Origin of the sequence: Henriciella litoralis (assembly GCF_002088935.1) — a bacterium.
In the GTDB taxonomy this organism is placed as follows: Bacteria; Pseudomonadota; Alphaproteobacteria; order Caulobacterales; family Hyphomonadaceae; genus Henriciella; species Henriciella litoralis.
Map to the genome: position 1 here is coordinate 45,151 of NZ_NCSS01000006.1, position 23,040 is coordinate 68,190.

22 protein-coding genes and 1 pseudogene are annotated in these 23,040 nt (G+C 59.8%); 9 read left to right on the forward strand and 14 right to left on the reverse strand.

Going from position 1 to position 23,040, the window contains the following annotated elements:
* Window positions 1–2: 2 nt before the first annotated feature.
* Complete coding sequence (locus B8783_RS03860) at window positions 3–1,751, reverse strand: putative bifunctional diguanylate cyclase/phosphodiesterase (protein WP_169711696.1); 1,749 nt, start codon at window positions 1,749–1,751, stop codon at window positions 3–5.
* Window positions 1,752–1,930: 179 nt separating this feature from the next.
* The gene (locus tag B8783_RS03865) at window positions 1,931–3,127 is read right to left on the reverse strand and encodes a PrnB family protein (protein ID WP_084418471.1); all 1,197 of its coding nucleotides are present in this window, start codon (window positions 3,125–3,127) and stop codon (window positions 1,931–1,933) included.
* 145 nt (window positions 3,128–3,272) lie between these two features.
* Between B8783_RS03865 and guaB the strand changes: the two genes are divergently transcribed.
* The 3 genes from guaB (at window position 3,273) to B8783_RS03880 (ending at window position 5,914) form a co-directional block, all read left to right on the forward strand.
* The gene (gene guaB / locus B8783_RS03870; RefSeq protein WP_084418472.1) at window positions 3,273–4,727 is read left to right on the forward strand and encodes an IMP dehydrogenase; all 1,455 of its coding nucleotides are present in this window, start codon (window positions 3,273–3,275) and stop codon (window positions 4,725–4,727) included.
* 27 nt (window positions 4,728–4,754) lie between these two features.
* The gene (locus B8783_RS03875; protein WP_084418473.1) at window positions 4,755–5,219 is read left to right on the forward strand and encodes a hypothetical protein; all 465 of its coding nucleotides are present in this window, start codon (window positions 4,755–4,757) and stop codon (window positions 5,217–5,219) included.
* Window positions 5,220–5,296: 77 nt separating this feature from the next.
* Window positions 5,297–5,914 (forward strand): hypothetical protein, encoded by a 618-nt coding sequence (locus B8783_RS03880; RefSeq protein WP_084418474.1) that lies wholly within the window; start codon window positions 5,297–5,299, stop codon window positions 5,912–5,914.
* A gap of 31 nt (window positions 5,915–5,945) precedes the next feature.
* Here B8783_RS03880 and B8783_RS03885 read toward each other — a convergent pair whose 3' ends face one another.
* From B8783_RS03885 to B8783_RS03900, 4 genes are all read right to left on the reverse strand, one after another.
* Window positions 5,946–6,563 carry a hypothetical protein gene (locus tag B8783_RS03885; RefSeq protein WP_084418475.1) on the reverse strand — a complete coding sequence of 206 codons (618 nt, stop codon included), beginning with the start codon at window positions 6,561–6,563 and terminating at the stop codon, window positions 5,946–5,948.
* Window positions 6,560–7,168, reverse strand: a complete 609-nt coding sequence (locus B8783_RS03890) for a GNAT family N-acetyltransferase (protein WP_084418476.1) — start codon at window positions 7,166–7,168, stop codon at window positions 6,560–6,562. Before B8783_RS03890 ends, B8783_RS03885 begins: the two co-directional genes overlap by 4 nt.
* A gap of 70 nt (window positions 7,169–7,238) precedes the next feature.
* Window positions 7,239–7,532, reverse strand: coding sequence for a DUF1330 domain-containing protein (locus B8783_RS03895; protein WP_084418477.1), 294 nt, complete (start codon window positions 7,530–7,532; stop codon window positions 7,239–7,241).
* Between the two features lie 85 nt (window positions 7,533–7,617).
* On the reverse strand, window positions 7,618–8,130 hold the full coding sequence (locus B8783_RS03900; protein ID WP_084418478.1) for a hypothetical protein: 513 nt from the start codon (window positions 8,128–8,130) through the stop codon (window positions 7,618–7,620).
* 56 nt (window positions 8,131–8,186) lie between these two features.
* On the opposite strand from B8783_RS03900, the gene B8783_RS03905 reads away from it, so the two are divergent.
* Entirely contained in the window at window positions 8,187–9,494 is a 1,308-nt protein-coding gene (locus B8783_RS03905) for an RsmB/NOP family class I SAM-dependent RNA methyltransferase (RefSeq protein WP_084418479.1), read from the forward strand.
* A gap of 57 nt (window positions 9,495–9,551) precedes the next feature.
* Window positions 9,552–9,986, forward strand: a complete 435-nt coding sequence (locus B8783_RS03910; protein ID WP_084418480.1) for a hypothetical protein — start codon at window positions 9,552–9,554, stop codon at window positions 9,984–9,986.
* Window positions 9,987–10,011: 25 nt separating this feature from the next.
* Here B8783_RS03910 and B8783_RS03915 read toward each other — a convergent pair whose 3' ends face one another.
* Window positions 10,012–11,007, reverse strand: coding sequence for a PilZ domain-containing protein (locus B8783_RS03915; RefSeq protein WP_084418481.1), 996 nt, complete (start codon window positions 11,005–11,007; stop codon window positions 10,012–10,014).
* A gap of 207 nt (window positions 11,008–11,214) precedes the next feature.
* On the opposite strand from B8783_RS03915, the gene guaA reads away from it, so the two are divergent.
* Window positions 11,215–12,795, forward strand: coding sequence for a glutamine-hydrolyzing GMP synthase (gene guaA, locus B8783_RS03920; RefSeq protein ID WP_084418482.1), 1,581 nt, complete (start codon window positions 11,215–11,217; stop codon window positions 12,793–12,795).
* Window positions 12,796–13,036: 241 nt separating this feature from the next.
* Window positions 13,037–13,390, forward strand: coding sequence for a hypothetical protein (locus B8783_RS03925; protein WP_084418483.1), 354 nt, complete (start codon window positions 13,037–13,039; stop codon window positions 13,388–13,390).
* Window positions 13,391–13,526: 136 nt separating this feature from the next.
* Here the strand turns inward: B8783_RS03925 and B8783_RS18835 are convergent.
* From B8783_RS18835 to B8783_RS03960, 7 genes and pseudogenes are all read right to left on the reverse strand, one after another.
* Window positions 13,527–13,797 (reverse strand): annotated as a pseudogene (locus B8783_RS18835) (IS6 family transposase); the annotation flags it as partial.
* A gap of 128 nt (window positions 13,798–13,925) precedes the next feature.
* Complete coding sequence (locus B8783_RS03935) at window positions 13,926–15,239, reverse strand: MFS transporter (protein ID WP_084418484.1); 1,314 nt, start codon at window positions 15,237–15,239, stop codon at window positions 13,926–13,928.
* A complete protein-coding gene (locus tag B8783_RS03940; protein ID WP_084418485.1) occupies window positions 15,229–15,729 on the reverse strand; it encodes a VOC family protein in 501 nt (166 codons plus the stop codon). The genes B8783_RS03935 and B8783_RS03940 overlap by 11 nt, the downstream gene beginning before the upstream one ends.
* Window positions 15,730–15,748: 19 nt before the next feature.
* On the reverse strand, window positions 15,749–16,387 hold the full coding sequence (locus B8783_RS03945) for a 3-oxoacid CoA-transferase subunit B (RefSeq protein ID WP_084418486.1): 639 nt from the start codon (window positions 16,385–16,387) through the stop codon (window positions 15,749–15,751).
* Window positions 16,384–17,088 (reverse strand): 3-oxoacid CoA-transferase subunit A, encoded by a 705-nt coding sequence (locus B8783_RS03950; RefSeq protein ID WP_084418487.1) that lies wholly within the window; start codon window positions 17,086–17,088, stop codon window positions 16,384–16,386. Before B8783_RS03950 ends, B8783_RS03945 begins: the two co-directional genes overlap by 4 nt.
* Window positions 17,085–20,450: an indolepyruvate ferredoxin oxidoreductase family protein gene (locus tag B8783_RS03955; protein WP_084418488.1), complete on the reverse strand. Its 3,366-nt coding sequence runs from the start codon at window positions 20,448–20,450 to the stop codon at window positions 17,085–17,087. Before B8783_RS03955 ends, B8783_RS03950 begins: the two co-directional genes overlap by 4 nt.
* 2 nt (window positions 20,451–20,452) lie before the next feature.
* Window positions 20,453–21,469, reverse strand: coding sequence for an NADP-dependent oxidoreductase (locus B8783_RS03960; RefSeq protein WP_084418489.1), 1,017 nt, complete (start codon window positions 21,467–21,469; stop codon window positions 20,453–20,455).
* A 287-nt stretch (window positions 21,470–21,756) separates the two neighbouring features.
* Between B8783_RS03960 and B8783_RS03965 the strand changes: the two genes are divergently transcribed.
* The gene (locus B8783_RS03965; protein WP_169711697.1) at window positions 21,757–22,191 is read left to right on the forward strand and encodes a nuclear transport factor 2 family protein; all 435 of its coding nucleotides are present in this window, start codon (window positions 21,757–21,759) and stop codon (window positions 22,189–22,191) included.
* 2 nt (window positions 22,192–22,193) lie between these two features.
* The gene (locus B8783_RS03970; protein WP_084418491.1) at window positions 22,194–23,039 is read left to right on the forward strand and encodes a fumarylacetoacetate hydrolase family protein; all 846 of its coding nucleotides are present in this window, start codon (window positions 22,194–22,196) and stop codon (window positions 23,037–23,039) included.
* The last annotated feature ends 1 nt before the right edge of the window (window position 23,040 follow it).

Here is a 23,040-nt window from a genome sequence, read left to right on the forward strand (position 1 = left end):
TCTCAGCAAGCGATTTGCGTCAAGCCGGACGGGCGTTCGACGAGGGTTGGTCGCCCAATCCAGAACCCCTGAATTTCATCCGCGCCAAGCCGGGCCATCTGTGCCGCAATCTCTTCAGAGCTGACGCCCTCGACGCAGGATCTGAGGCCAAGCTCCCTCGCGAGCCGGATGGCCCCCTTGAGGATAGCACTGTCCCCCTGACTGCTATCGGCGTGTACGAGGCTCTGATCGATCTTGAGTTTGTCGAGCGGTAGCAGGTCCAGCATTGAAAGTGAGGAGTAGCCGGTGCCGAAATCATCAAGCGCAATGGAGAAGCCGGCCGTGCGGGCATGCGCGAGCACGGCGATGTTTTCCCCCGTATTCCGAAGGGCAACCTTTTCGGTGATTTCGAGGGTGATCTCTTCCGGCTTGACGCCGCGCGTGGTGACGACGCGGAGCAGGGTGTCGATGAAGTCAGGGCTCTGCAGCTGGCCAGGTGAGACATTGATTGCGAGCGAATGCATCTCCTCTGTCCAGCCAGCAAGGGTTTCATCGAGGGTCAGCCAGAGGACGTTGTCGAGCAGGCCGAGCTTTTCCGCGATGGGTATAAAGGCGTCGGGCCCGGGCTGGCGGGCAAGCGAGGGGTCGTCCCAGCGAGAAAGCAGTTCGTAGCCGACAATGGCGTGCGATTTTGCGTCGGCGATGGGTTGCAAGGCCGGGCGTATACGACCGCTGGACAGCGCACGCGGAAAGGAGACCTGAAGCATGTCGGTTTCGATGGTTTCGCCGTCGAGATCTGGCTGGAAACGGGAATGACCAGCGCCATTGGCCTTGGCGCGGCGCATGGCCGCGTCGGCTTCGCTGAGGCAAGTGGACAGGCTTTTGTCACCGCGTGCCAGGCTTGCATAGCCGATCGACGTACCGACCGTGATCGCACGGCCCTGCCAGAAGACATCGCGGGCAAGATCACTGTGAAGGTTGGCCACAGCAGATTCGATGGATAGGGCCTGCAGTGATGGATCAAGGGCGACAGCGAACTCGTCGCCGCCCGGGCGGGCTGCAAAGAGCACGTGGGGCGAGGCATCGAGCCGGGTCGCCACTGCCTTGAGAACCGCGTCGCCCGCCGCATGACCATATTGGTCATTGAGGGGCTTGAAGCCGTTGAGATCAAGAAAGGCAAGCGTGATTGTGTCAACCTCTAGAGCCGCAGCCTCGACACGTTCGAGAAAGGCGCGCCGGTTCAGAAGGCCTGTCAGCGGGTCTGTCGATGCGAGGTGGTCCTTCTCTGCGATGACACGCGACAAGCGGGCATCGGTGGCCTGGCGGGCGATCTGTACGAGCGCGATCAGGACTGGCAGGGCGCCGGAAAGGATGGTGATGGTAATCCCGAGAAGGGTGAGGTCACTGGAGGTGAGAGCAGGCGATAAATACATGCCCGCATAGACGTTAAAGCTCATCCAGATGAGCGCGGCGTGCACGGGTGCGAGGGCGAACTGTAGTCTGAAGTCGAGGCCGATGATGATGAAGACCGGGACGAAGAGAACGAAGAACAGGCTGTCAGCGTCGATCGTGCCACGAAGGAAATCGGTGAAGGTGAAGGCCCAATAGGCGATAAAAAGAAGAAGCAGCCCGCCATGCACCACTCTTTGGGTATGCCAGTCCCGCCGCGAGGCAACCGCGATGGTGCCCAGGATCACCGCATAGGAGCCAGCTTCGAAGAACGAGTTCAGTGTCAGCTGGCCCGTCAGGACCGACTGCATAAATGCCGCCATTACGAGGCATAGCCCCACCACGCCTATACGTAATGCAATCCGTCGGAAACGGTCGTCAAAGTCGCGGCGGCCCGCATTCCCGTCCAGAGATAATTTCACCATAGCCTCTTGTCGCACAAGACGGGCAAAAACCCGGTCAATGTCGACGCGAAGATATGAAAGATACTTGTAAGAAGCTGTTAACGGGCCGCGTTGTGCTTCACATTTAGAAGATGAGCTTCGGCTTCGTCGCGGTGCTTTTTTAGATACTTCATGAAAGGCGTGCCGCCGGTGCCGACATCGGTGTCGTTGCCGGGGGAGTTGCCGGCCTGCTTGTTGATATAGGTCGCGGCGTATTCCAGATGGCGCGTGCGGAAACGGGCGAGTTTCATCACATTGTCATTGTAGAGCTGGCGCGCGGTTGCATCGCCCGAGGTGCTGACCCAGTCGCGAAGCTGGCTGGCGGCGCGGACATCCTCAATGAAGGCGCGGTGGCCAACCGGACGATAGGCGTGCAGCTCATCGAGGTATTGGCGAAGCGGGTCGTTGGCGTGGCTGATCTGGAGCAGGGCGTCCATGGTCGGCACGATGGAGGATTGCGAGCCGGTCTGCCCGCGGAAGGTTTGCGGTGTGTCGCCTGCAGCGGGAACGCCTTCATAGATGAGGCCCGGCCCGAGTGCTGGATTGTCCTTCCAGCCGTGGATGTAGGGGCGCACGCGGTTAAAATAGATGTAGGGGTCGCAGCGCTCCGGCATCCGGTCAAAGATGGCGTTAACCGCGTCCCAACCGTCGCTGAGGCGCTGGAGCGCGGCTTTGACGCCCGCAGCATCATTCGCCTCGCAGGCGGCAATCAGCTCGGGGATGGTGGCCAGCATGTCGCCAGCGCGTGCCTCGATCGCTACGTGGACGAGCACGAACCAGGCTTCATCCTCGCCCGACAGAAAGGGCTGGATCATGTAGACGTTCGAGAGGTCAATCGGGCCGTCGGCGTCGATCTTGGCCCAATTGTCGAGGACGTAGGTCGAGTAGGTCAGGAGCGGCTTGGAATCGAGCGCCTCGGCAAGCTGCCAGCAAGGACGGGCCAGGCATTCAGGCAGCGACGCAGGGGCGTCGCGCTCGCCCCAGACATAGGACTGGACCATGAAGGTGTAGTGGACGAAGGCCTTGCGGATCTGCTGCTCAGTGGCGGTGTTGCAGAAGTCTGCAAGATCAATGACGGGCAGGCGTGACAGGATCTCGCGGACGCGCCCGGTGACGATGGACCGGGGCAGGTGCATCGCGGCTTTGACGGCCGGGTCGAGCAAGGGCGGAAGGTCAACAGCATCGGCATCATGCCGACAGAGAAAGCCGCGCTCACGCGACATGTCATAGGCTTCGAGCGGTTTAAGACTGGCCATGTTTCTTCCCCGATTAGTTTCTTTTGAAACCATTTTCCATCTAGCGGCGGATTCGTAAAGGCTGCAATTCAGCCAAATCTTACGAGAAAAAGGGGTTTTCGAAGCCTTGCGACTCCCTTATTAGGCCGAAAAGGGAGCTCCCCACATGAAAATCCGACAAGCAATTACTTTCGATGACGTGCTTCTGCAGCCCGGCCCGAGCGAGGTCATGCCTGCGAATGTGGACGTCTCGACGTTTCTCACAAAATCCATTCCTCTCAATATCCCGCTACTGTCTGCGGCGATGGACACGGTGACCGAGGCGCGCCTCGCCATTGCCATGGCGCAGGCTGGCGGCATTGGTGTCGTTCACCGCAACCTCACCGTTGAGGAGCAGGCCGGACAGGTCATGCAGGTCAAGAAATATGAGAGCGGCGTGGTGATGAACCCGATCACCATCGCACCGACCGCCAGCCTCAAAGAGCTGAACGACATCAAGGCACGCACGCGCTTCTCCGGTGTGCCGGTGGTTGAGGCCGACGGCACGGTGGTGGGCATCATCACCAATCGCGACACACGCTTCCTCGATGACCCGAATGCGAAGGTCGCTGAGTTGATGACGCGCAATGTCGTCTCGGTGACGATGGACACCCCGATCGAAGAGGCGCGCCAGTTGCTGCACAAGCACCGGATTGAGCGCCTCGTCATCGTTGATGAGGCTGGCAAATGCGTTGGCCTGCTCACCGTGAAGGATATGGAGAAGGCGCAACTCAACCCGAATGCGGCCAAGGATGCGCAAGGGCGGCTTCGCGTTGCGGCGGCGTCCACAGTCGGCGATGCTGGCTATGAGCGCACCCAGGCGCTGATCGATGCGGGCGTCGATGCGGTTGTGATCGATACCGCGCATGGCCATTCGCAATCTGTGCTCGACGCGGTGACGCGGGCGAAGAAGCTTTCCAATTCGGTGCAGATTATTGCTGGCAATGTCGCGACAGGCGACGCCACCAAGGCGCTGATTGATGCGGGCGCGGACTGTGTGAAAGTTGGCATTGGCCCCGGGTCAATCTGTACGACGCGGATTGTCGCCGGTGTGGGCGTGCCGCAGCTGACCGCGATCGAGGATTGTGCGAATGCGGCGTCAAAGACGGGCACGCCGATCATCGCCGACGGCGGCATCAAGTTCTCGGGCGACTTTGCGAAAGCGCTGGCCGCCGGGGCATCGACCGCGATGATGGGCTCTGCCTTTGCCGGGACCGAAGAGGCGCCGGGCGAGGTGTTCCTGTTCCAGGGGCGCAGCTACAAGGCATATCGCGGCATGGGATCGCTTGGTGCGATGTCACGCGGCTCGGCTGACCGGTATTTCCAAAAGGATATCGAGGGCGACAAGCTGGTGCCGGAAGGCATTGAAGGCCAGGTGCCGTTCAAGGGCCCGATTGGCAACATCGTCCACCAGATGGTCGGCGGTCTTCGAGCCGCGATGGGCTATGTCGGCGCCAAAACGATCGACGAGCTGCATGAGAAGGCCGAATTCGTCCAGATCACGGGTGCCGGGCTGTCGGAAAGCCATGTCCACGATGTGATGATGACGCGCGAGGCGCCGAATTATTCGATCGGGCGGTAGGCTCGCATCAGCTGAGGGGACACTGAAATGAAAAGCGCATACGCCGGCCTTTGTCTGGCCGTCATCACGTCAACCATGTTCGCGGGAGCGGCGGTCGCGCAGGGCGATGGTGATTTCTGGACGGGCAAGTGGACTGACCAGACGTTCGAAACGCGGACGATGCCGGACGGATCTGAGACCGAGCGGGAAACGAATGTCGGTTCTGTCTGCATCGATGCAGGCAATGATACGGTCTCGTCGATGGAGGATACATTCCTCAAAGTGTATTCCGACCGTCAGTGCACGATCTCCGATCCGACATTCGAAACGGCAGCGGAAAATATCACCGCTATGAACGGGCAACTGACCTGTGGGCCACTCACCGGAACGCTCATGATCAAATATTCCAATGTGCTGGTCAATGTATCGAGCCTCTTCACGATCAATACCGGCAATGGCGACATGACAGTGCACACGCGGTCCAGATGGGTGCGGACGGGAGACCCTTGCTGAACCGGCTTTGATGCCTGTCTGACCCGATTTGACCTTTCGCTGCGCCTCTTCTGATAGGCAGCGACAAGGCGCAAGTCATGGACCATCACGTTTTTGCCCGTTCACAAATCGGTCCGAAAATGAAGGTTGGTCTGGAGGGCGACCACCTCAGTGTAAGGGTTGGCAAGTCGGCGAAGACGATCTCGCTGACGGATGTGACGGGCGTGCGATGGTATCGCACGACGTCGTTGAACCGGACCGATTTTGGCCTGGTGGTGCAGGGCAGACGGCGCAAACTCGTTATCAACTCATCTGACGTCGTTCCGGATGAGGACCAGACCCAATTTCGTGCGGCAGCGTCAGGCGTCCTGTGGGCTCTGGCCGAAGTACGACCCGGGCTGCAAGTGCGCTATGGGACCAGCGTCGCGACCAGTCTGGCGATGTTTCTGATCATGGGCGTTCCAGCATTTTTCGTTTTGCTATTCGGCATACTGGTGCTGCCTGAACCGGGTGGACCGTTCTACGCGATCGGCGCTCTGGTGATTGGCGCGCCGGCAGCCCTGTTAGCCTGGGGGTGTCGTCCCTGGCAAACACCGGAGCGGTACGGATTGGTGGAACTGGCTGATGCAATCTGGCGGGCACGACCGAGTCGAAGCCCAAGAACTTCGCTTGCGCGCGAAATCGGCCCCCTTTCGAACGCGCCGGGCACCAGATGACTGATTTGCTGACGCACCGAAAGGCTGGTTGTCATTGTGTCGGAGGGGGCGGTGAAGCGCTGGGGCTCGCGCTGGCGCGCCGCCCCATAATCAGCGCGACGAACATCAGGCACGCCACGCCGGTGGCGGCGGGGAAGAGGGCTGTTGTCCAGGAATAGTGCTCCAGGGCGAGGATGACGAAGCCGTTGCGGATGGCGCCAATGGTGAAGAAGAGGGCGTTTTCTTCGTGTGGAAGCGCCCACGCCTTGCGGATCGACGGGCCGAAGCCGAGGAGGTCGACGCTGGTCAGGATGAGCACGGCGGCGAGCGGATCCGAAGTTAGCCACCAGAGGGGCAGGGCCGTCGCGGCGAGGATCAGGAATACCCAGTCCAGACGCATGATCGAGGTGTCGGCCGCCTTCGACAGGGCGAGCAGGGCAACGCCGCCGGTGATGAGCCCAGAGAGCGCGATCGGCCAGGCGCCGACGCCGGCGCCGCCCGCCAGCTGTGCGATGGCGACAGTGAACGTAACCGCCGCCCAGATGAACCACGAGAAGACGTGCGGGCGCGTTCTGCCTTTCAGAATGGCGCGTATATAGGGATAGAAAGCGACAAAGGTCAGCGCCGCAGCAATGGCGCTGAACACTCTCTCATCGATGAGAAAGGTCATGCGGCAGGCTGCGGCGCCCGCCACATCGGGGCCATGGGTGGCCCGTCGGGGCCGACGGCGAATTCGTTGATCTTTTCAAAGCCATGGGCGGCGTAGAAGCCGTGATTGGCGGGGTTGGAGTTCTCCAGATAGGCGGGAATGCCGTCGCGGTCGCAGGCCTCCAGCATGGGGCGCATCAAGGACTTGCCGACGCCCTTGCCGCGGGCCGCGGCCGTCGTGCCGATGGAGAAGAGGTACATGTGCGGCTCTGTCGGGTGGTTCTTTTCCATAAGGTCTGCCAGGTGCAGCGCCCGCTTCATCGCGCCTTTTGAGCCGTGACGCAGCTGGCCAATGGCGAAGACGATTTGCGGCCACAGGCCAAATTTCGGCGCGGCGCCGGGCGGCAGCCACATGGTCGCGCCCTTGTCTTCAAAGAGGTAGCTCTCGCCAACCGGGACATAGACATGGTGGGCAAGTGCCATCATGGCGGCGCGCACGCCTTCAGGTGTGCCAAAGAGGTAGCGGTTCACCGGATCGTCCCGGAACGCCTCGGCGGTGATCTCGCCAACGGCGCGCCAGTCGTGTTTGTCGGCGCGGCGGATGTTGGTCGGCAGATCGATGTTCATGGCGTGCTCCGGCGGAAGGGCGCTCGTGCTTCGACTTCGCTCAGCATGAGCGCGGGATGGATTGCGCGGTTCATGAAGACAGGCCTGCCAGAAGGGCGATGCGGCCGGTGGAGGCGGCGAGCCGGTGCTGCATCAGGGCCTGATAGGCGTCTGATTTGTACCAGGCGAGGGCGGCGTCCCTGTCTGGAAACTCGGCGATGATGGTGCGGGTGCAATCCCACTCGCCTTCGAGGACTGAGGGCGCTTCATCGACTGCGAGGAGCTTTCCGCCATAGGGCGCGAAAATATCCATGAACCCGGCTTCGTATTTGCCGTAGGTTTCACGATCATGGATGGTGATCTGCGCAGTAATATAGGCGCTCATGGCGCGTCCTCCCTCAAGGCTTACATGCATATAAAGCGGTGCTGGCTGGCAAGTAAATTGAAGGCGGGGGATGGGAGGCTGATGGCTAGTCGGCGCAAGTCCATACTTCGCTGTCGATTGAGCGCTTGCAGGTTGTGAACAGAGTTGAAGAGAACCGGACGTCGCAGTCGTGCAGATAGAATTCCGACAAAATTAGTGCGGGGGACGGCGCATCCCGAGGGTCTGGGTAGATATCGGTCAATGCCTCGGGACATATGCCATTCAGTTTGTGGTAAGCCCGTACATTGTCCACGACTTGGTCGCCTCGAACCATGGTTCGCGAGATGGCGATGTCGTCAATTGAAAATGACGCAACGAAGGCGAGCAGGAAGCATCCAGCGCTGCTGGCGTTGGCAAGGGCGTTGTTGAGCTTCGGCCATCGTTGCCGAAAGACAAAATAGATTGAGGAGAACGCCGCAAACAAAAGGTGGCAGGCCGCGATCGGTAGTGCGAGTCCGACCAGTATGCGTGGTGAGCCAAGGCCCTCTGCCCAGCCGGAAAAGACAAGGTAAAGGGCTGCGCAAATCAGGTAGAATGCAACGACTGGCTTGATGCGCATCGTGTCTTCCTTACAGAACGCAATGACACTGCAGAACAATAACGGCGGAAACAAGAATGCGCGACGGCGGACGAATAGCAGCAGCGATTGAAGTCATCGGCGATGTGCTGAACCGGCATCAGCCGGTGAAGTCGGCGGCGCGCGACTGGGGCAAGCGGGCGCGGTATGCCGGGTCAAAGGACCGGGCCTTCGTGTCGGGCCTGGTGCTCGACGCGCTGCGCAAGAAAAACTCGATCGCGCATGCGATGGGCTCTGATGAGCCGCGCGCGCTGATCCTCGGCGCGCTGGCGCATGCCTGGGGCTGGGACATTCGCCGGATCGATGATGCGATGGATGAAGAGCACGCGCCGTCCAAGCTGACGCTGGAAGAGCGCGAGGCGCTGGTCATGGCGCCGGATGTGACGGCCGAGGCGCATGTCTCTGGTGATTATCCTGACTGGATGGAGCCGCACATGGCGCGCGTCTTTGGCGAAGCGCGCACGATTGAAGGCCAGGCCATGGCGGTGCGCGCGGATGTGGATTTGCGGGTCAACACGCTGAAAGTAACCGCTGAGAAGGCCGCGGCGCCGCTGGCCTCAGCCAAGGCCGAACCGTCGACGCTGCTCAAGAACGCGTTTCATATCCCGGCGCGTGACCCGTCTGAGCGCGAAGCCTCGCTGGAGAGCATTCCGGCTTATTCCAAGGGCTGGGTCGAGGTGCAGGATGCGGGCTCTCAGATTGCGGCAGCGGCGGCGAATGCGCAGCCCGGCGATCAGGTGCTCGACTATTGTTCCGGCGGTGGCGGCAAGACGCTGGCGCTTGCGGCGATGATGGGCGGTAAGGGGCAGATCCATGCATATGATGTGGATGGCCGTCGGCTGTCGGCGATCATTCCGCGGCTGAAGCGGTCCGGCGCGCATAATGTGCAACTGGTCCATCCGCGTGAGCCAGAAGCGCTGGAGGCGCTGAAAGGTCAGATGGATGTCGTCTTCGTTGATGCGCCATGTACCGGCACGGGCACGTGGCGGCGCCGGCCTGATGCGAAGTGGCGGCTAAAGCCGAAGCAGCTCGAAAAGCGTATGGAAGAGCAGGCGGACATCCTTCAGAAGGCGAGCGAATTCGTGAAGCCCGGCGGGCGGCTCGTCTATGCGACCTGCTCATTCCTGATTGAGGAAGATGAGGATCAGGTCGCGGCATTTCTGGCGTCAAACGATGCGTTTGAGGAGCTGGATGCGGCAGATGCAGTCGCAGCCTCGGGGCTGCTCACGGAAGATGGCGAAGCAGCGGTGCGCGCCGGCGCGAAGGGCGGCAAGTCTGTTCGTCTGACGCCGCATAGCGCCGGAACGGACGGCTTCTTCTTTTCGGTGATGAAGAAAGAAGCCTAGCACGGCTATCGCGATTGGCTTTGCGGGAACCCGAAGGGTTGGCTAAAGACTTGATCCATGTTGATCCCCGTCTTTGTCATTCTAGTCTTTCCGGTCATTTTCATTGCGATGTGGCTTTTCATCATCGGCGTCTTTGCCTGGCTGGGCGGATGGCAGACGCTCGCATCGACATATCGCGCCCCTGAAAAAGACGGGCGCACTGGCCGCACGATGTTCACAGTGACGATGGGCCGGTTCTCATTCCCGCGTGTGCATTATCGCGGTGTGCTGCAGGTGGCCTATTCAAACGATGTGATGACGCTGTGGCCGAACGTCTTGTTCCGGTTTCGCCATCCGGCGCTGAGCCTGCCAAAGTCTGAGATGATCGTGAGGGACCGCAAGGGCTGGCTTCGCCGCTATGCCGAGGTGCGCATGAAGGCGCATCCCAAAATCCGTATCCATATGCCGATCCATCATTTCCACTGGAGCGACATGATCGCGCCGGAGGCCTGATGTGAGGCCGACGGTGCTGGCTGCGCTAGGCCACTGTTCCGGCGGCCTGCTGGCTGGATTCGGCATTCCGCAGCAATTCGACCTGTCTGTCGTTCAGGCGACGGCGAAGTTTGGCGCCGACATAGGATGAATTGCGCCAGCGAACCTTCAATCTGAGCCATTGCCCGTCAAGCAGAAGGCGGATGTTACGCGCTTTGCCGAGTTCGCCATCATGTTTCAGCTTGATGCCGGCCTCCGTGAAGTCGACGATGATCCCGGCAAACTCGACTTTGCCCCTGCGGACGCGAACAGGCTTATAGCAGGTCTGGCGTTCCTGGCGCCGTCTTGGCCGATGACGACGGCGTCTGGCCCAGAGGCCGAGGCTGAGGCCGAGCAGGGCGAGCAAGGCGAGCACAATCTGGGCGATCCAGCCCCCGGAGATATCCAGGCCTTGAGCGGATTGGACGGGGGCCTGGCTATGGCCAGATGTCCGGCCTCCAGAGGGAGGCGCATCGCCGATTGGCCCGAGGGACTGGGAGGTGGGAGGGTCGTTAGCAGCTGGCTGAGGGGCGGGCGAGGACAATCGCGCTTCAAGTAGCGGCGCCTCAATATAAGCGCGCAAATCCTTGTCCGGGGCACAGGCGTGACGCGCCTGCAGCTGGACGAGCGCCGGGCCGAGGTCTGGAGAGGTCGATGTCTGGACAAGACCTGCGGCCTCGTCCGCGGCGCCGCTCCGATAAGATGTCACGGCGCTCTGAAGTTTCCCGATATAGGCCTGCACCGCGGCGTGTTCCTGATCGAACACTTCAAGGTCTATTCCGCTATAGAGCGGGTCCAGGGAGACCTGCGCGAGATCTGTTTCGAGCGCTGACATCTGATCCGCGTAGAGGCCTTGTTCAGCTTCCGGGGCGGCCTGCAGGGTGCGAACGGTTGAGACGGTGCGCAGCAAATGATCGAAGGCCACACAGGGAGTTTCTGCGACTGCCAGTTCGGCAAGCGCCAGATGAAACCCTCCAAAAATTGCGACATGTCTTCCCGTCATACCAGCAGCAGGCGCTGAAAACCTTGCTGGCTGGTTAATTTGGCCGAAACTGTGTCAGTTAATGAGCTGTTATTAAACGTAAAAAATTAAAAACTCGGGCGTCGGCTACGGCATTGAGCGGCTCAGCCTGTTGTGGATATTACTTCCGCCTGACTCTTGCCTGTTTCAGCCCTTCCAGCCAAACCGATAAACGGGTAGGAGGCTCGCATGGCCAGTTCACACGATTCCGTCGCTGACAAGCACGAGCACGTCCTGATTGTCGATTTCGGCTCTCAGGTCACCCAGCTGATCGCAAGACGTCTGCGCGAGAGCGGCGTCTATTGCGAAATCCATCCCTTCAACAAGGTCGACAAGGCGTTCATTGATGCCTTCGAACCAAAGGCGATCATCCTGTCGGGCGGACCGGCAAGCGTCTACGCCGATGATGCGCCGATGGCCGATCAGGCGATCTTTGAGGCGGGCGCGCCGGTGCTCGGTATTTGTTATGGCCAGCAGGTGATGATGCACCAGCTGGGCGGGCGTGTTGAAGGCGGCACCAGCCGTGAGTTTGGCCGCGCCTTTATCGAGAAGGTGGTGGACGATCCGTTCCTCAATGGCCTGCTGGAAAGCGGCGAGCATGAGCAGGTCTGGATGAGCCATGGTGACCATGTCGCCGAAATGGCCCCTGGCTTTGGCGTCATCGCAAAGTCGCCCGGTGCGCCCTATGCGATTATCGCGGACCCGGAGCGGCGCTTTTACGGCACGCAGTTCCATCCCGAAGTGGTCCACACGACCAACGGCACCCGGCTCTTGCGCAACTTCACCCATGATGTCGCCGGGCTGACCGGGGACTGGACGATGGCCGCTTACCGGGCTGAGGCGATCGAGAAGATCCGCGCGCAGGTCGGCAAGGGCCGTGTGATCTGCGGGCTGTCTGGCGGCGTTGATTCATCGGTTGCGGCTGTGTTGATCCATGAAGCGATTGGTGACCAGTTGACCTGCGTCTATGTCGATCACGGCCTGATGCGAATGAATGAAAGCGAGCAGGTCGTCGGCCTCTTCCGCGACCATTACAATATCCCGTTGGTGCATGTGGACGCGTCCGATCTGTTCCTCGGTGAACTTGAAGGCGTCAGCGACCCGGAGACGAAGCGCAAGACAATCGGACGCCTGTTCATCGATGTGTTCGAGGCTGAAGCCAAGAAGATTGGCGGGGCTGATTTCCTCGCGCAGGGCACGCTCTATCCGGATGTGATCGAAAGCGTGTCGCCGACGGGCGGGCCAAGCGTCACGATCAAGAGCCACCACAATGTTGGCGGCCTGCCTGAGCGCATGAACATGAAACTGGTCGAGCCGCTGCGTGAGCTGTTCAAGGATGAGGTCCGCGCGCTGGGCCGAGAGCTTGGCCTGCCGGAAGCCTTCGTCGGACGCCATCCCTTCCCTGGGCCAGGCCTCGCGATCCGTATTCCGGGCGAGATCACCCGCGAGAAAGCCGACACGCTGCGCAAGGCCGACGCGATCTATATCGAAGAGATCAAGAATGCCGGGCTCTATGATGAGATCTGGCAGGCGTTCTCTGTGCTGCTGCCGGTCAACACGGTCGGCGTGATGGGCGATGTGCGCACCTATGAAGCGGTGCTGGCGCTGCGCGCCGTAACGTCCACCGATGGTATGACGGCAGACTATTATCCGTTCGAGCACGCTTTCCTTGGCCGCGTCGCGACGCGCATCATCAACGAAGTGAGCGGCGTGAACCGGGTCGTCTATGACGTGACCAGCAAGCCGCCCGGCACGATTGAGTGGGAATGATCCGAGGTCTCTCGCGACTTATCGGGTCCGATTGCCGTCCAGCGTTTGCATGTGACGGTATCGGCTGACGGTATCCACCCGGCCTCGCTCATTCCATTTTGGGCTGGGGAAAGGTGGAATCGCTGGCGACCGCCCGCGAAAGGCTCAGGGATGCAAACTGCTGATAGAGCAGGGCGAGTCTTCCGCCACGGAAAAGAAGCGGGAAAAGCAACGCCGCTTCAAAGGCGGGACGTTTGAGGAGATGGCGACGGCCGGGCTCGCGCGGGAGGCAATCGCTGACAGTCCGCGGGACATGCGCCGAGCTATCCTCGAGCGCGACTCGATCGCGGTGATCGGGAACTCGCCCATCCTTTCGAGAGATCGTTGCTTTCAACCGGATCCGGCGTCTCAAGCCCCGCTCTTCGCCATCGGCAATGATGAGGAAGACCCGGCCTGCCTCCTTGCGCGGGCGGCGAATGTCGCAACAACAGGAGCGCTCGAGGCGGCCCGGTGCCAGTTCGAAGAGTCGCTCGCAAGCGTCTCGGTCGCCGATTTGACTGCCGACTGGCGCCCGGAAATGGCGGATTGCGGCTCGAATTCTGACGAAAGGAAATAATGATCTGACTCAATTGACGGGCATCCAATTGAAATCGATTTTCTCTGGCATGTCATGGGCGTCGATGACGCCAAGCTCAAGAATCAGGCCATGTCGATAAGAATGAGTGTCAGGATGCCTGAGGAAACGGCTGAGCTCCCTGTCCCGATATTGCCCCTTGCATTGCCTGCAAAGCGGCTCCGTTGTCTCGTGTTTTCGTAACGTAGCTTTCGAGGGCCGGACAAAGATAGTGGGTCTCACCGTTGATCCACACAGAGCCTCACGCTTTCGTGGCAAACGTCGTCGCCGCGTTCATGGAGCATGTGTTCGACATTGCGAAGCGAAAGCGGAAAGCGCACGTACATCATGACTGCAGGCTGGATGGTTTCGGGCGACGTCTTGAAGTAGCGGAATGGATTTCGAGGTATGCAGCGATGAAAAACGGTATGGGTTAGCCGCTCAATCGCCCCATTCCCCTGACGATCTCAGTGAGTTCAAGATCAGCTCCTCTGGCCGCAAGTGCCTTGCCTTGAGGCGCTATGGCGACCCTGGGTTTTCATGCCGCTTTTGTCTGATCTATCCGGCGATGCATAAACCAGGCGAAAATCATGGCCATGATGGTCGCTCCAATCGCCGTGAGTGCCATTGCATTGGGTAAGGATTGTGCCCCGCCAATCTGATCGCTGAGGCGCGCAACGACGACAGGGCCGAGCCCTTGCCCGAGCAATCCGAGAGAAAGCAGATGCGTCGCCATCAATCTCGCGCGCATTGCGGGTGGCGAAGCCTCCTGAATGACGATGGCAGGCATCACCATCGCCGCGGACAGGAACATATAGGTGACCCCCAGACTGATGAGGAACACCACCGTCTGACCTGACATCAATCCGAAGGTCAGCGAAGCGCCTGCAAGCAACGCAGCAATCCCAATCACAAAGGGTGTATTGCTGCCGCCAAGACCGGCAGCCAGTCGCCGGACGATCAGAGGACCGCACACTGTGCCCACAATGCCAGCTGGGACGCCGACTGAACCGAGTACGATACCAGCTTCTGATAATCCAAAGGAATAGGTTCGAACCAGAAGAGTCGGGGCCCAGGACAGCAAGCCCATAGCAAGCGCGGCAAGTGTGCCGACGCTCAGGAACATCAGGACAAAGAAGCGCCCTTCGTGGAGAAGGTACGACAGGACTTGCTGTGCAGTCGCAATGGGTACCGCCCCTTCATTCTGGACGGCACGGCTTGGCGGGCCAATCAGCAATCCGGCGATAAGCGCGAGAAATAAACCCGGCGTTCCGACGATAATCAGGGTTGTGCGCCAGACATCCATACTTATAGCGGCAGAGAGATGTGTCGCGGCGTCTACGGCAAGGCCTCCGATAAAGAATGAACCCGACCCCATGAGTATGCCGACCGCCATATATATACTGGTCGGCAATGCTCGCTGCGCTTTGGGAAACATGTCGGCAATCACAGCAATAGCGACAGGCGTCAGTGCGGCCTCTCCGACCGCCACGCCAAGACGACCAATGGCGAGATGTAAAAAGCTATCGGCAAAGCCGGATCCAATTGTGGAGACACTCCACAATGTGACCCCGCCAACCAATACCAACCGTCTTGCGCCTGCATCAACGAAATGGGCAAGCGGCAAACCGATCAGCACATAGACAAGCGCAAATCCGATCCCGATGAGCAGCCCGATTTGCGTGTCGCTGATGCCGAGGTCCTGGGTGACGGGGTCGACAAGGAGCGCAAGGATCATCCGGTCAACAAAGGAGATGACATAGAGCGCACACAGCACTGCCACGGCGCTCCACGCCAAAGCTGCTGATTGCGGTTTTCCGAGGCTGACCGGACCGGAAATACTAGCCGGCATTTTCGGATTTCCACTTTTCGTAGATTTCCGAAATTTTCATGGGCCAGCCTATCGGGTTCTCTTCAAATGGAGGATCCATTTCTGGAATCGTGGCAATTCCCTCCGCATAGGAAGGATAGGTTTCAGACCACAGCTCGATGAGATTCTGATCCGGGTCGCGGACATAGATGCCTTTGCCCAGCCTGTGGTCTATGGCCTTTTCAGCTGATGCACCTGCGGCGAGCGCGCGGTCGTAGATCCTCATGGAGTTGTCAAAAGAGCCCGTGTCAATTGCAAAGTGATAGAGGCCGACTTTCTTGACTTGCGGCGGGCCGAAGTCCTTGGCGGCCTGGGCCAAAGCCAGGTCGTGATGTTTTTCCCCGAAGCTCAAGGCGAAAAAGCGCCCCGGTGAACTCGCGAGCACGCGCATGCCAAATACGTTGACATACCAGTCGGCAGTCTTCTGAACATCGGCACAATATAAAGCTACATGGGTGATGAATGGCGTCATTCTGGCTTCCTCCTATTCGTTAATCTTTATGAAGCGGGGCGGCGGTGATGCTTTGCAGGCCCTCGAAATCCGTGCCGAAAATCCTTCGGACGATGAGCCGGTCATCGATGACATCGATGACGGCGTGATCGGTGTAGATGCGATGCACCGCGCCTCGCGCTGTCAGCGGCAATGTGCACTCGGTTACGATTTTTGGTCTCCCGTTTCGAGTGACGTGCTCCATCATCACAAACACCCGGCGAGCGCCTGCTGCGAGGTCCATTGCGCCGCCGACTCCCGGAACGCCCTGTTTGTCTCCGAGCGACCAGTTGGCGAGATCGCCGGCCTCGGAGACCTGGAAGGCGCCAAGTACAGCTGCATCCAGGTGGCCTCCGCGTACGATGGCGAACGAGGTTGCGTGATCGAAATAGGAGCCCCCTTCGAGGAGGGTCACCGGCTGTTTGCCGGCATTGATGAGAAAGTCGGGCTGCGCCTTGCCCGGCGCTGGCCGAGGGCCCATACCGAGAATGCCGTTCTCGCTGTGCAGTATGACTTCACGGCCTGCGGGAATCGCATCGGCGACACTTGTGGGAAGGCCGATGCCGAGGTTGACATGCCAACCCTCCAAAAGATCGTCGGCGACGACTTTCGCCAGTTCCGCGTGTGTCAGAGGCGTCATGACCGGGCCTCCATCAGAAGACGGGCTTCACTCACAGGCGCCGGTATGTGGACGAGCGAATGGACGAATATGCCGGGGGTGACGATTGCCTCCGGGTCAAGGTCACCCAGTTCCGCACGATCGGTGACTTGAGCGATGGTCCGGTCGGCTGCCATCGCCATGACCGGATTGAAATTGCGTGCGGCTGCCCGATAGGTGAGGTTTCCCCACCGGTCCGCAGACTGAGCCTTGATGAGGGCGACATGACCGCGAATGGGGGCTTCGAGAACGTAATCGATCCCGTTGATGCGCCGGGTTTCCTTTCCCTCCGCGAGCAGGGTTCCGACGCCTGTTCTCGTAAAGAAGCCGCCAAGGCCCGCACCGCCTGCGCGGATGGCTTCGGCTAGTGTGCCCTGTGGAAAAAGCTCCAGTTCAATCTTTCCGCTCTCATATAGATCCCGGAATATGTGCGAGGCTGATCCTTTGGGGAAAGAGCACGTGATCCTCCGGACCCGGCCAGTGGACAGCAGCCGGGCGATGCCGATTTCACCATTTCCAGCATTGTTGAGCACAAGTTTGAGATCGCCAGCACCGGACTCGATCAGGGCGTCGACCAGCTCGCTCGGAATGCCCGCTTCGCCGAACCCGCCAATCAGGATGGTGGACCCGTCGGCGACGGGGCCGAGGGCTTCGGCGGGGGTTGCGCAAAACTTGTCGATCATGGCGTCGCCCTGGCAGAGGATCTGGCGCTCCGGGCCCGTTCAAGCTCGTCGTCCTGCTTTCGCCAGTCCTCGTAATTCTGGGCCTTCACATGACCATAGCCCCGAACGTGCTGGACCGCTTCAATCCGCCCCGTCCAGTGGTGCAGGGAGGTGTCGTCCAGGGACGAGATGGCGCGGTCTGCGAGCGCCTCGAATTCAGGGATGAGCTGGCGTTCCAGCTTGCGGTCTTCGGTCCAGCCGAAGGGGTCGAAAGGTGTGCCACGCAGAAAGCTGAACTTCGCAAGGACTTTGAGGCAAGGCCTCATCCACGGTCCGAACTTGATCTTCTGAGGGTGGCCCGAGGGACCGGACTTCCGCGCGATGACAGGCGGCGCCATATGGTAGGAGACCTTCGCCTTGGCACCGTACTTTTCGCGCAGCCGTTGTTCGAACTCCGGTGAGGTCAGGAGGCGGGCGACTTCATACTCATCCTTGTAGGTGAGCAATTTGGCATAGCTGCTCGCAACGGCGTCCGCAAAGCCGTTCGACGTTCCATTAACTTCAGCTTCGGCGGCTTCGGCGCGCTTTACCAGTCGTTCGAAACGCGCGGCCAACTTTGAGCCGCCATAGGACCGCACCTTCTCTGTCAGGAACTGGCGGGACGGAGACAAGGTCTGGGCCGGTTCGCCTGAGCCGACCTTGCTGCCAGCGGCATTTATCTCGCTTCGGCCAAGCTGGAGCGCTGCAAGGTTCTTTCGGACCGAAACGCCAAGCTCCTGGATCGCGGCCTCAATCGATTCGATTTTTACCGGCAAGTATCCGGACTGTGCGGCGGCGCCGAGCAGGATGAGATTGGCCGCATGTGGACCGCCGATCTTTTCACGTGCCAGATCGTGTGCCGACAGGACCGCCAACGCTCGCACGCCGCCTGCCAGATAGGCCTGCACATCGCTTTCGGAGAACTGGAAATCCGGGTCCAGCTGAAAGTGTGCAGTCGGTTCGGCATGTTCGTCAGCGATCGCAATGGTGTGATCCGGATTCAGCATTGGAAAGGCGAGATCCTGCGTTGCCGCGATCGGGTCGCAGGCGATCAGGACATCGGCTTCTCCTGCCTGAATTTGCGGGCTTTCGATCGGCTCGTCATTTCCGATCCGGACATGGGTGACCACTGCTCCGTTCTTCTGGGCAAGACCGGTCATGTCGAAGGTTTGAGCCGTTCGACCTTCAATCTTTGCGGCGCGGGCGATGATCTGACCAAGGGTGACAATGCCCGTACCACCGATGCCTGTAAGCAGGACATTCCAGGTTCTGGTGCTGTCACCGATAAAAGCCGCTGGGGCCTTAATGTCGCCCGTCATTGAAGGCGGGCTTTCAACCTGCTTGCCCTCGATGGATACGAAGGAGGGGCAGAAGCCCTCGAGACAGGAAAAATCCTGATTGCAGCTTGCATGGTCAATGCGGCGCTTCACGCCGAGTGGCGTCTTTAGTGGCGCGATCGAGACGCAGTTCGATTTCTTCGAACAGTCTCCGCATCCCTCGCACACAGCTTCGTTGATCTCGACCTGTTCGGCGGGTGTTTCGAGCTGTCCCCGCTTACGCATGCGGCGCTTCTCCGCGGCGCAAACCTGATCGAAAATCAGAACCGTGACGCCGGGGATGCGGGCGAGTTTCTTCTGGACGGTTTCAAATTCGGTTCGGGGGTAGACCTTTACCTTACCGGGCAGGGGCGTGCGGTAGCGCTTCGGGAATTCCGCAACAATGGCGACTTCGGCAACGCCCTCTGCCAGACACTGACTGGCAATGATCTCAGGCGACAACGCGCCGTCATGTTCCTGGCCGCCCGTCATCGCCACAGCATCATTGAACAGGACCTTGTAGGTGATGTTCACCTTACCCGCCACCGCTTGCCGGATGGCGAGGGTGCCAGAGTGGAAATAGGTCCCATCACCGAGATTCTGAAAGATATGCTGGCGATTTGAGAACGGGGCCATGCCAACCCAGTTCGCCCCTTCGCCGCCCATCTGGGTAGGCGGCAGGGTTTTGCGGTCCATCCACATCGCCATGGTGTGACACCCAATTCCGGAGAGGGCGATCTCGCCCTCTTCGACCTTGGTCGACCGGTTATGGGGGCAGCCCGAACAGAAATAGGGCAGGCGAGAAATTGGGGCAGGCGCATTAAGGCGCGCCGCAACTCCCTGCTCATCAAGGGCTGACGCTCGAGGGGCTTCGATATCCCGGGCGCGCAAGCTGGGAAGAATGGCGCCTGCAACTGTCCTGGCGTCCAGCGATTTTGCTGATGGCAGCTGGTACTGGCCGCTGGACGTCATTTTTCCGCTTATCGCCGGACGCGGTTCGGGCAGATCGTAGAGGGCGGCGCGGATCTGGTCTTCGATGAGGTTCCGCTTCTCCTCCACAATGATCAGTTCATCGTAACCTTCGGCAAAACGCCTCGCCGCATCGGGATCGATAGGCCAGACCAGACCGATCTTGTAGATGCCAATTCCAAGGTCCGCGGCGCTTTTGGGATTGAGGCCGAGCAGATCAAGCGCGTCCAGGACATCACCATAGGCTTTGCCTGATGTGACGATGCCGATGCGTTTGTGCGCCGGGCGGGTGATGACCCGATCGATCTCGTTCGCGCGGGCAAACTCATGGACACGGGGAAGCCTGAACTCATGAAGACGAGCATCAGCCGCCATGGGCTCGTAGCGCCACTGTACATTGACGCCTTCGGGCGGTGCCGGAGCAGCGGCGTGCGGGCGGTGTATCACGGGTGCCGACGGCAGCGGTGATATCGTCGAGGCCTCCGCAAGCTCGTTCACACATTTCAATCCGATCCACAGCCCCGAATACCGGGACATCGCCCATCCCTTCAGGCCAAACTCGATGATTTCAGGAATGGTCGAAGGGGCCAGGACCGGAATGGCAAAGGAGGCCAGCGTGTGATCGCTCTGATGGGCCGTCGTCGATGACTTGCCCTGATGGTCGTCACCAGCAACAACGAGCACACCGCCATGTTCTGCGGCGCCAGCGAGGTTTCCGTGCCTCAGGGCATCGCCCGCGCGGTCGACACCCGGTCCTTTCCCGTACCACATGGCGAAGACACCATCGAACCGATGTTCCTGGAGAACTTGGCCCTGTTGGGATCCCCAAACTGCCGTGGCGGCGAGTTCTTCGTTCACACCAGGCTGAAAAACGATGCTGCGTTCAGCAAACTCAGCTTGCTTGCGTTTGAGCATCTGATCGAGTCCGCCGAGCGGCGAGCCTCTATAGCCGGAAATAAAGGCCGCCGTGTTGAGGTTTGACGCTCGATCGAGATCGGATTGGAGCAGTGGAAGCAAAGCCAAAGCCTCCAGCCCCGAAAGTAGGGTACCATGCTGCATGTCTACGCGACCTCGACCAGAACTTTGCCTTGCGCACGGCCGGCAATCACATCGGCGAGCGCTTGCGGGGCTTTTTCGAAACCCAGTCGGATATCTTCCCGGGCCGTCAGTTCGCCATCACGCCACCAGGCCGCTAGCTGCGCCCGGGCTTCAGGAACCTTGTCGTCAAAGTCTCGGATGAGGAATCCTCTCAGCATTGCCCGCTTTACGAGGATTGTTCTTAGATGCCTTGGCCCGATGTCCGGGCGATCAGGATTGGCGTAGAAATCCATCGTGCCGAAGATGACGACCCGGGCGTGCAAGGCGAGATGGCTCATGGCAGCGTCGTGAATTGGTCCGCCAACGGAATCGAAGAAGACATTGATGCCGTCCGGCGCAGCCTCACGGATCGCGGAGTCCAGATCATCCGTCTTGTAATTGATGGTCGCGTCGGCGCCGATTGACGTCACGAAGCGACATTTCTCGGGGCTGCCCGCGACGCCGATGACCCTACAGCCAAGCTTCTTTGCGATCTGGACGACAAGTGCGCCGACAGCGCCCGATGCAGCCGTAACAAGAACGGTATCGCCCGGTTGAGGCTGTCCAATCTCAGTCAAGGCGAGATAGGCGGACAGCCCGGATGATCCGAGAACACCCAGATTTGCCGAGATGGGCCATGGACCGGTTTCAACGGCTCTGAGCTCACTGGCGCTGACCACGGCTTGCTCTCGCCAGCCGAGCCAGTGTTCTACGATGTCACCAGGTTTGAATTCCTCAGATCGGGAGTCGACGACTTCGCTGAGCGCCCGGCCCGTCATGATCTCACCCAGCTGGACGCTTGCAGCGTAGCTCGACCTATCCATGAGCCGACCCCGCAGAAGAGGCTCGATAGACAAGAAGCGCGCCCTGACCAGCACCTCGCCTTTCTCAAGTTCGGGCAAGCTCACTTTTGAAAGCTCGAAGTGATCGGCCCGCACATCGGTTGTGGGGCGACTGACCAGCTTCCATGCCAGACAATCGGTTTGGGTGACTGTGTTCATAACCGGCCTTTGTGAGAAAAATGCATGCAACTTGACTAATGCATGCAATAATGCTCTGTCAACTCGAACATCTTGCGGTTGGAAAGGGCGGTCCGGTTTGGCCAGGACGAAAGCAATGATCAGCAATCAGGTGCCTGATGCGAGAGCCAGCTCAGCCCCGGCGGGCTTGCTCCAAGGCCATGATCGCCTTTGCTTTTTTAGGGTCTGAGAGATCGCCGTTCAGCAATCGAGATGTTCAACGCCACCGTGTCCAAGAGTGGTGCGTTCAACGTGAAGGGAAGAGTATAATGGATGAGATGCAGCGCGCTTTGATCGAAAAGCAGTGTGAGGGGCTGTCGATCAGATTTGCAAATTATGTGGACCAAGGGCGAGCTGAGGACGTTGCGAATCTGTTTTCGGACGACGGATCATTTTCCCGGGCTGGGCAGGTCCTCGATGGTCCTGACCAGCTACGCGCCTTTCTGGAAAAACGTCCGTCCGCAAGAGTAACCCGTCACATTTGTACGAATATTGAGGTGAACGTGGTGGGCCCGACTGAGGCGACCGGAGTCACTTACTTTCTGTTGTTTGACGGAAGCCGGGAGGCTGATTCCGAGGGCCCGCTGCCTCTCATGTCGCCAGCTGCTCTCGGGGAGTACCACGACACTTTCGTGCTCACGCCGGAGGGCTGGCGGATCAAGGAGAGATCCGCCCGAGCAGTGTTTCGTAAAGCGGAGGGGTAATCATGAAAATCGTTAAATTCTCTTTCAAGAACCTGTTCGGTGAAGGTGTGGTCGAAGGCGATCAGGTTCGTGTCGCGCATCTGTCTGAGGCGCTAGATGCCCTCCAGGCGCCGTTCACCCTGGCATCCAGAACACAAACTGAAATCGACGATCTACTCGCGGATTCCGGCCGAAGCATCCCTTTGAGCGAGGTCGACTTGCTTCCGCCAATCCATGCTGCGTCGAAGCTGATTTGCCTTGGTTTCAACTACAAGACCCATGTCGAGGAAACGCACGCTGACATCGGTGAGGCGCCCGCCTTGTTTGCCAGATGGCAAGACTCGATTGTCGGGCATGGCTCAAATGTCCTGCTTCCGCCAGAATCGGACACGTTCGATTTCGAGGGAGAAATTGCGGTTGTGATTGGCAGGGCAGGGCGTCGGATATTGCCCGACCAAGCCGCAGGTCATGTGTTTGGCTACACATGCTTTTTTGATGGCAGTATCAGGGCGTTTCAGAAACATTCCCCCACGGCGGGAAAGAACTTTCCCAGCTCTGGCAGTCTCGGCCCCTGGATCATGACCGCTGACGAAGCGGGAGATCCGGACGCGTTCGGTCTTGAGACTTACGTCGCCGGCGAACAGATGCAATCCACGCGTGGAGACCTCATGATATTCGGTGTGGCCGATGTCATTTCCTATGTTTCGCAGTTTACGAACCTGTCGCCGGGCGACGTCATTGCGACAGGAACCCCTGGAGGTGTCGGCGCGAAGCGAACTCCGCCCCGGTGGCTGAAGCCAGGTGAAGACGTGGAGGTCAGGATTTCACCGATTGGAAGCCTGAAGAACACCGTTGTTCTGGAAGCCTGAT

Bases quoted from the DNA above. Each gene is read 5' to 3' on its own strand.
- B8783_RS03860 (WP_169711696.1), bottom strand. From the start codon at position 1,751: ATGGCGGCATTTATGCAGTCGGTCCTGACGGGCCAGCTGACACTGAAC.
- B8783_RS03865 (WP_084418471.1), bottom strand. From the start codon at position 3,127: ATGGCCAGTCTTAAACCGCTCGAAGCCTATGACATGTCGCGTGAGCGC.
- guaB (WP_084418472.1), top strand. From the start codon at position 3,273: ATGAAAATCCGACAAGCAATTACTTTCGATGACGTGCTTCTGCAGCCC.
- B8783_RS03875 (WP_084418473.1), top strand. From the start codon at position 4,755: ATGAAAAGCGCATACGCCGGCCTTTGTCTGGCCGTCATCACGTCAACC.
- B8783_RS03880 (WP_084418474.1), top strand. From the start codon at position 5,297: ATGGACCATCACGTTTTTGCCCGTTCACAAATCGGTCCGAAAATGAAG.
- B8783_RS03885 (WP_084418475.1), bottom strand. From the start codon at position 6,563: ATGACCTTTCTCATCGATGAGAGAGTGTTCAGCGCCATTGCTGCGGCG.
- B8783_RS03890 (WP_084418476.1), bottom strand. From the start codon at position 7,168: ATGAACATCGATCTGCCGACCAACATCCGCCGCGCCGACAAACACGAC.
- B8783_RS03895 (WP_084418477.1), bottom strand. From the start codon at position 7,532: ATGAGCGCCTATATTACTGCGCAGATCACCATCCATGATCGTGAAACC.
- B8783_RS03900 (WP_084418478.1), bottom strand. From the start codon at position 8,130: ATGCGCATCAAGCCAGTCGTTGCATTCTACCTGATTTGCGCAGCCCTT.
- B8783_RS03905 (WP_084418479.1), top strand. From the start codon at position 8,187: ATGCGCGACGGCGGACGAATAGCAGCAGCGATTGAAGTCATCGGCGAT.
- B8783_RS03910 (WP_084418480.1), top strand. From the start codon at position 9,552: ATGTTGATCCCCGTCTTTGTCATTCTAGTCTTTCCGGTCATTTTCATT.
- B8783_RS03915 (WP_084418481.1), bottom strand. From the start codon at position 11,007: ATGACGGGAAGACATGTCGCAATTTTTGGAGGGTTTCATCTGGCGCTT.
- guaA (WP_084418482.1), top strand. From the start codon at position 11,215: ATGGCCAGTTCACACGATTCCGTCGCTGACAAGCACGAGCACGTCCTG.
- B8783_RS03925 (WP_084418483.1), top strand. From the start codon at position 13,037: ATGGCGACGGCCGGGCTCGCGCGGGAGGCAATCGCTGACAGTCCGCGG.
- B8783_RS03935 (WP_084418484.1), bottom strand. From the start codon at position 15,239: ATGCCGGCTAGTATTTCCGGTCCGGTCAGCCTCGGAAAACCGCAATCA.
- B8783_RS03940 (WP_084418485.1), bottom strand. From the start codon at position 15,729: ATGACGCCATTCATCACCCATGTAGCTTTATATTGTGCCGATGTTCAG.
- B8783_RS03945 (WP_084418486.1), bottom strand. From the start codon at position 16,387: ATGACGCCTCTGACACACGCGGAACTGGCGAAAGTCGTCGCCGACGAT.
- B8783_RS03950 (WP_084418487.1), bottom strand. From the start codon at position 17,088: ATGATCGACAAGTTTTGCGCAACCCCCGCCGAAGCCCTCGGCCCCGTC.
- B8783_RS03955 (WP_084418488.1), bottom strand. From the start codon at position 20,450: ATGCAGCATGGTACCCTACTTTCGGGGCTGGAGGCTTTGGCTTTGCTT.
- B8783_RS03960 (WP_084418489.1), bottom strand. From the start codon at position 21,469: ATGAACACAGTCACCCAAACCGATTGTCTGGCATGGAAGCTGGTCAGT.
- B8783_RS03965 (WP_169711697.1), top strand. From the start codon at position 21,757: ATGGATGAGATGCAGCGCGCTTTGATCGAAAAGCAGTGTGAGGGGCTG.
- B8783_RS03970 (WP_084418491.1), top strand. From the start codon at position 22,194: ATGAAAATCGTTAAATTCTCTTTCAAGAACCTGTTCGGTGAAGGTGTG.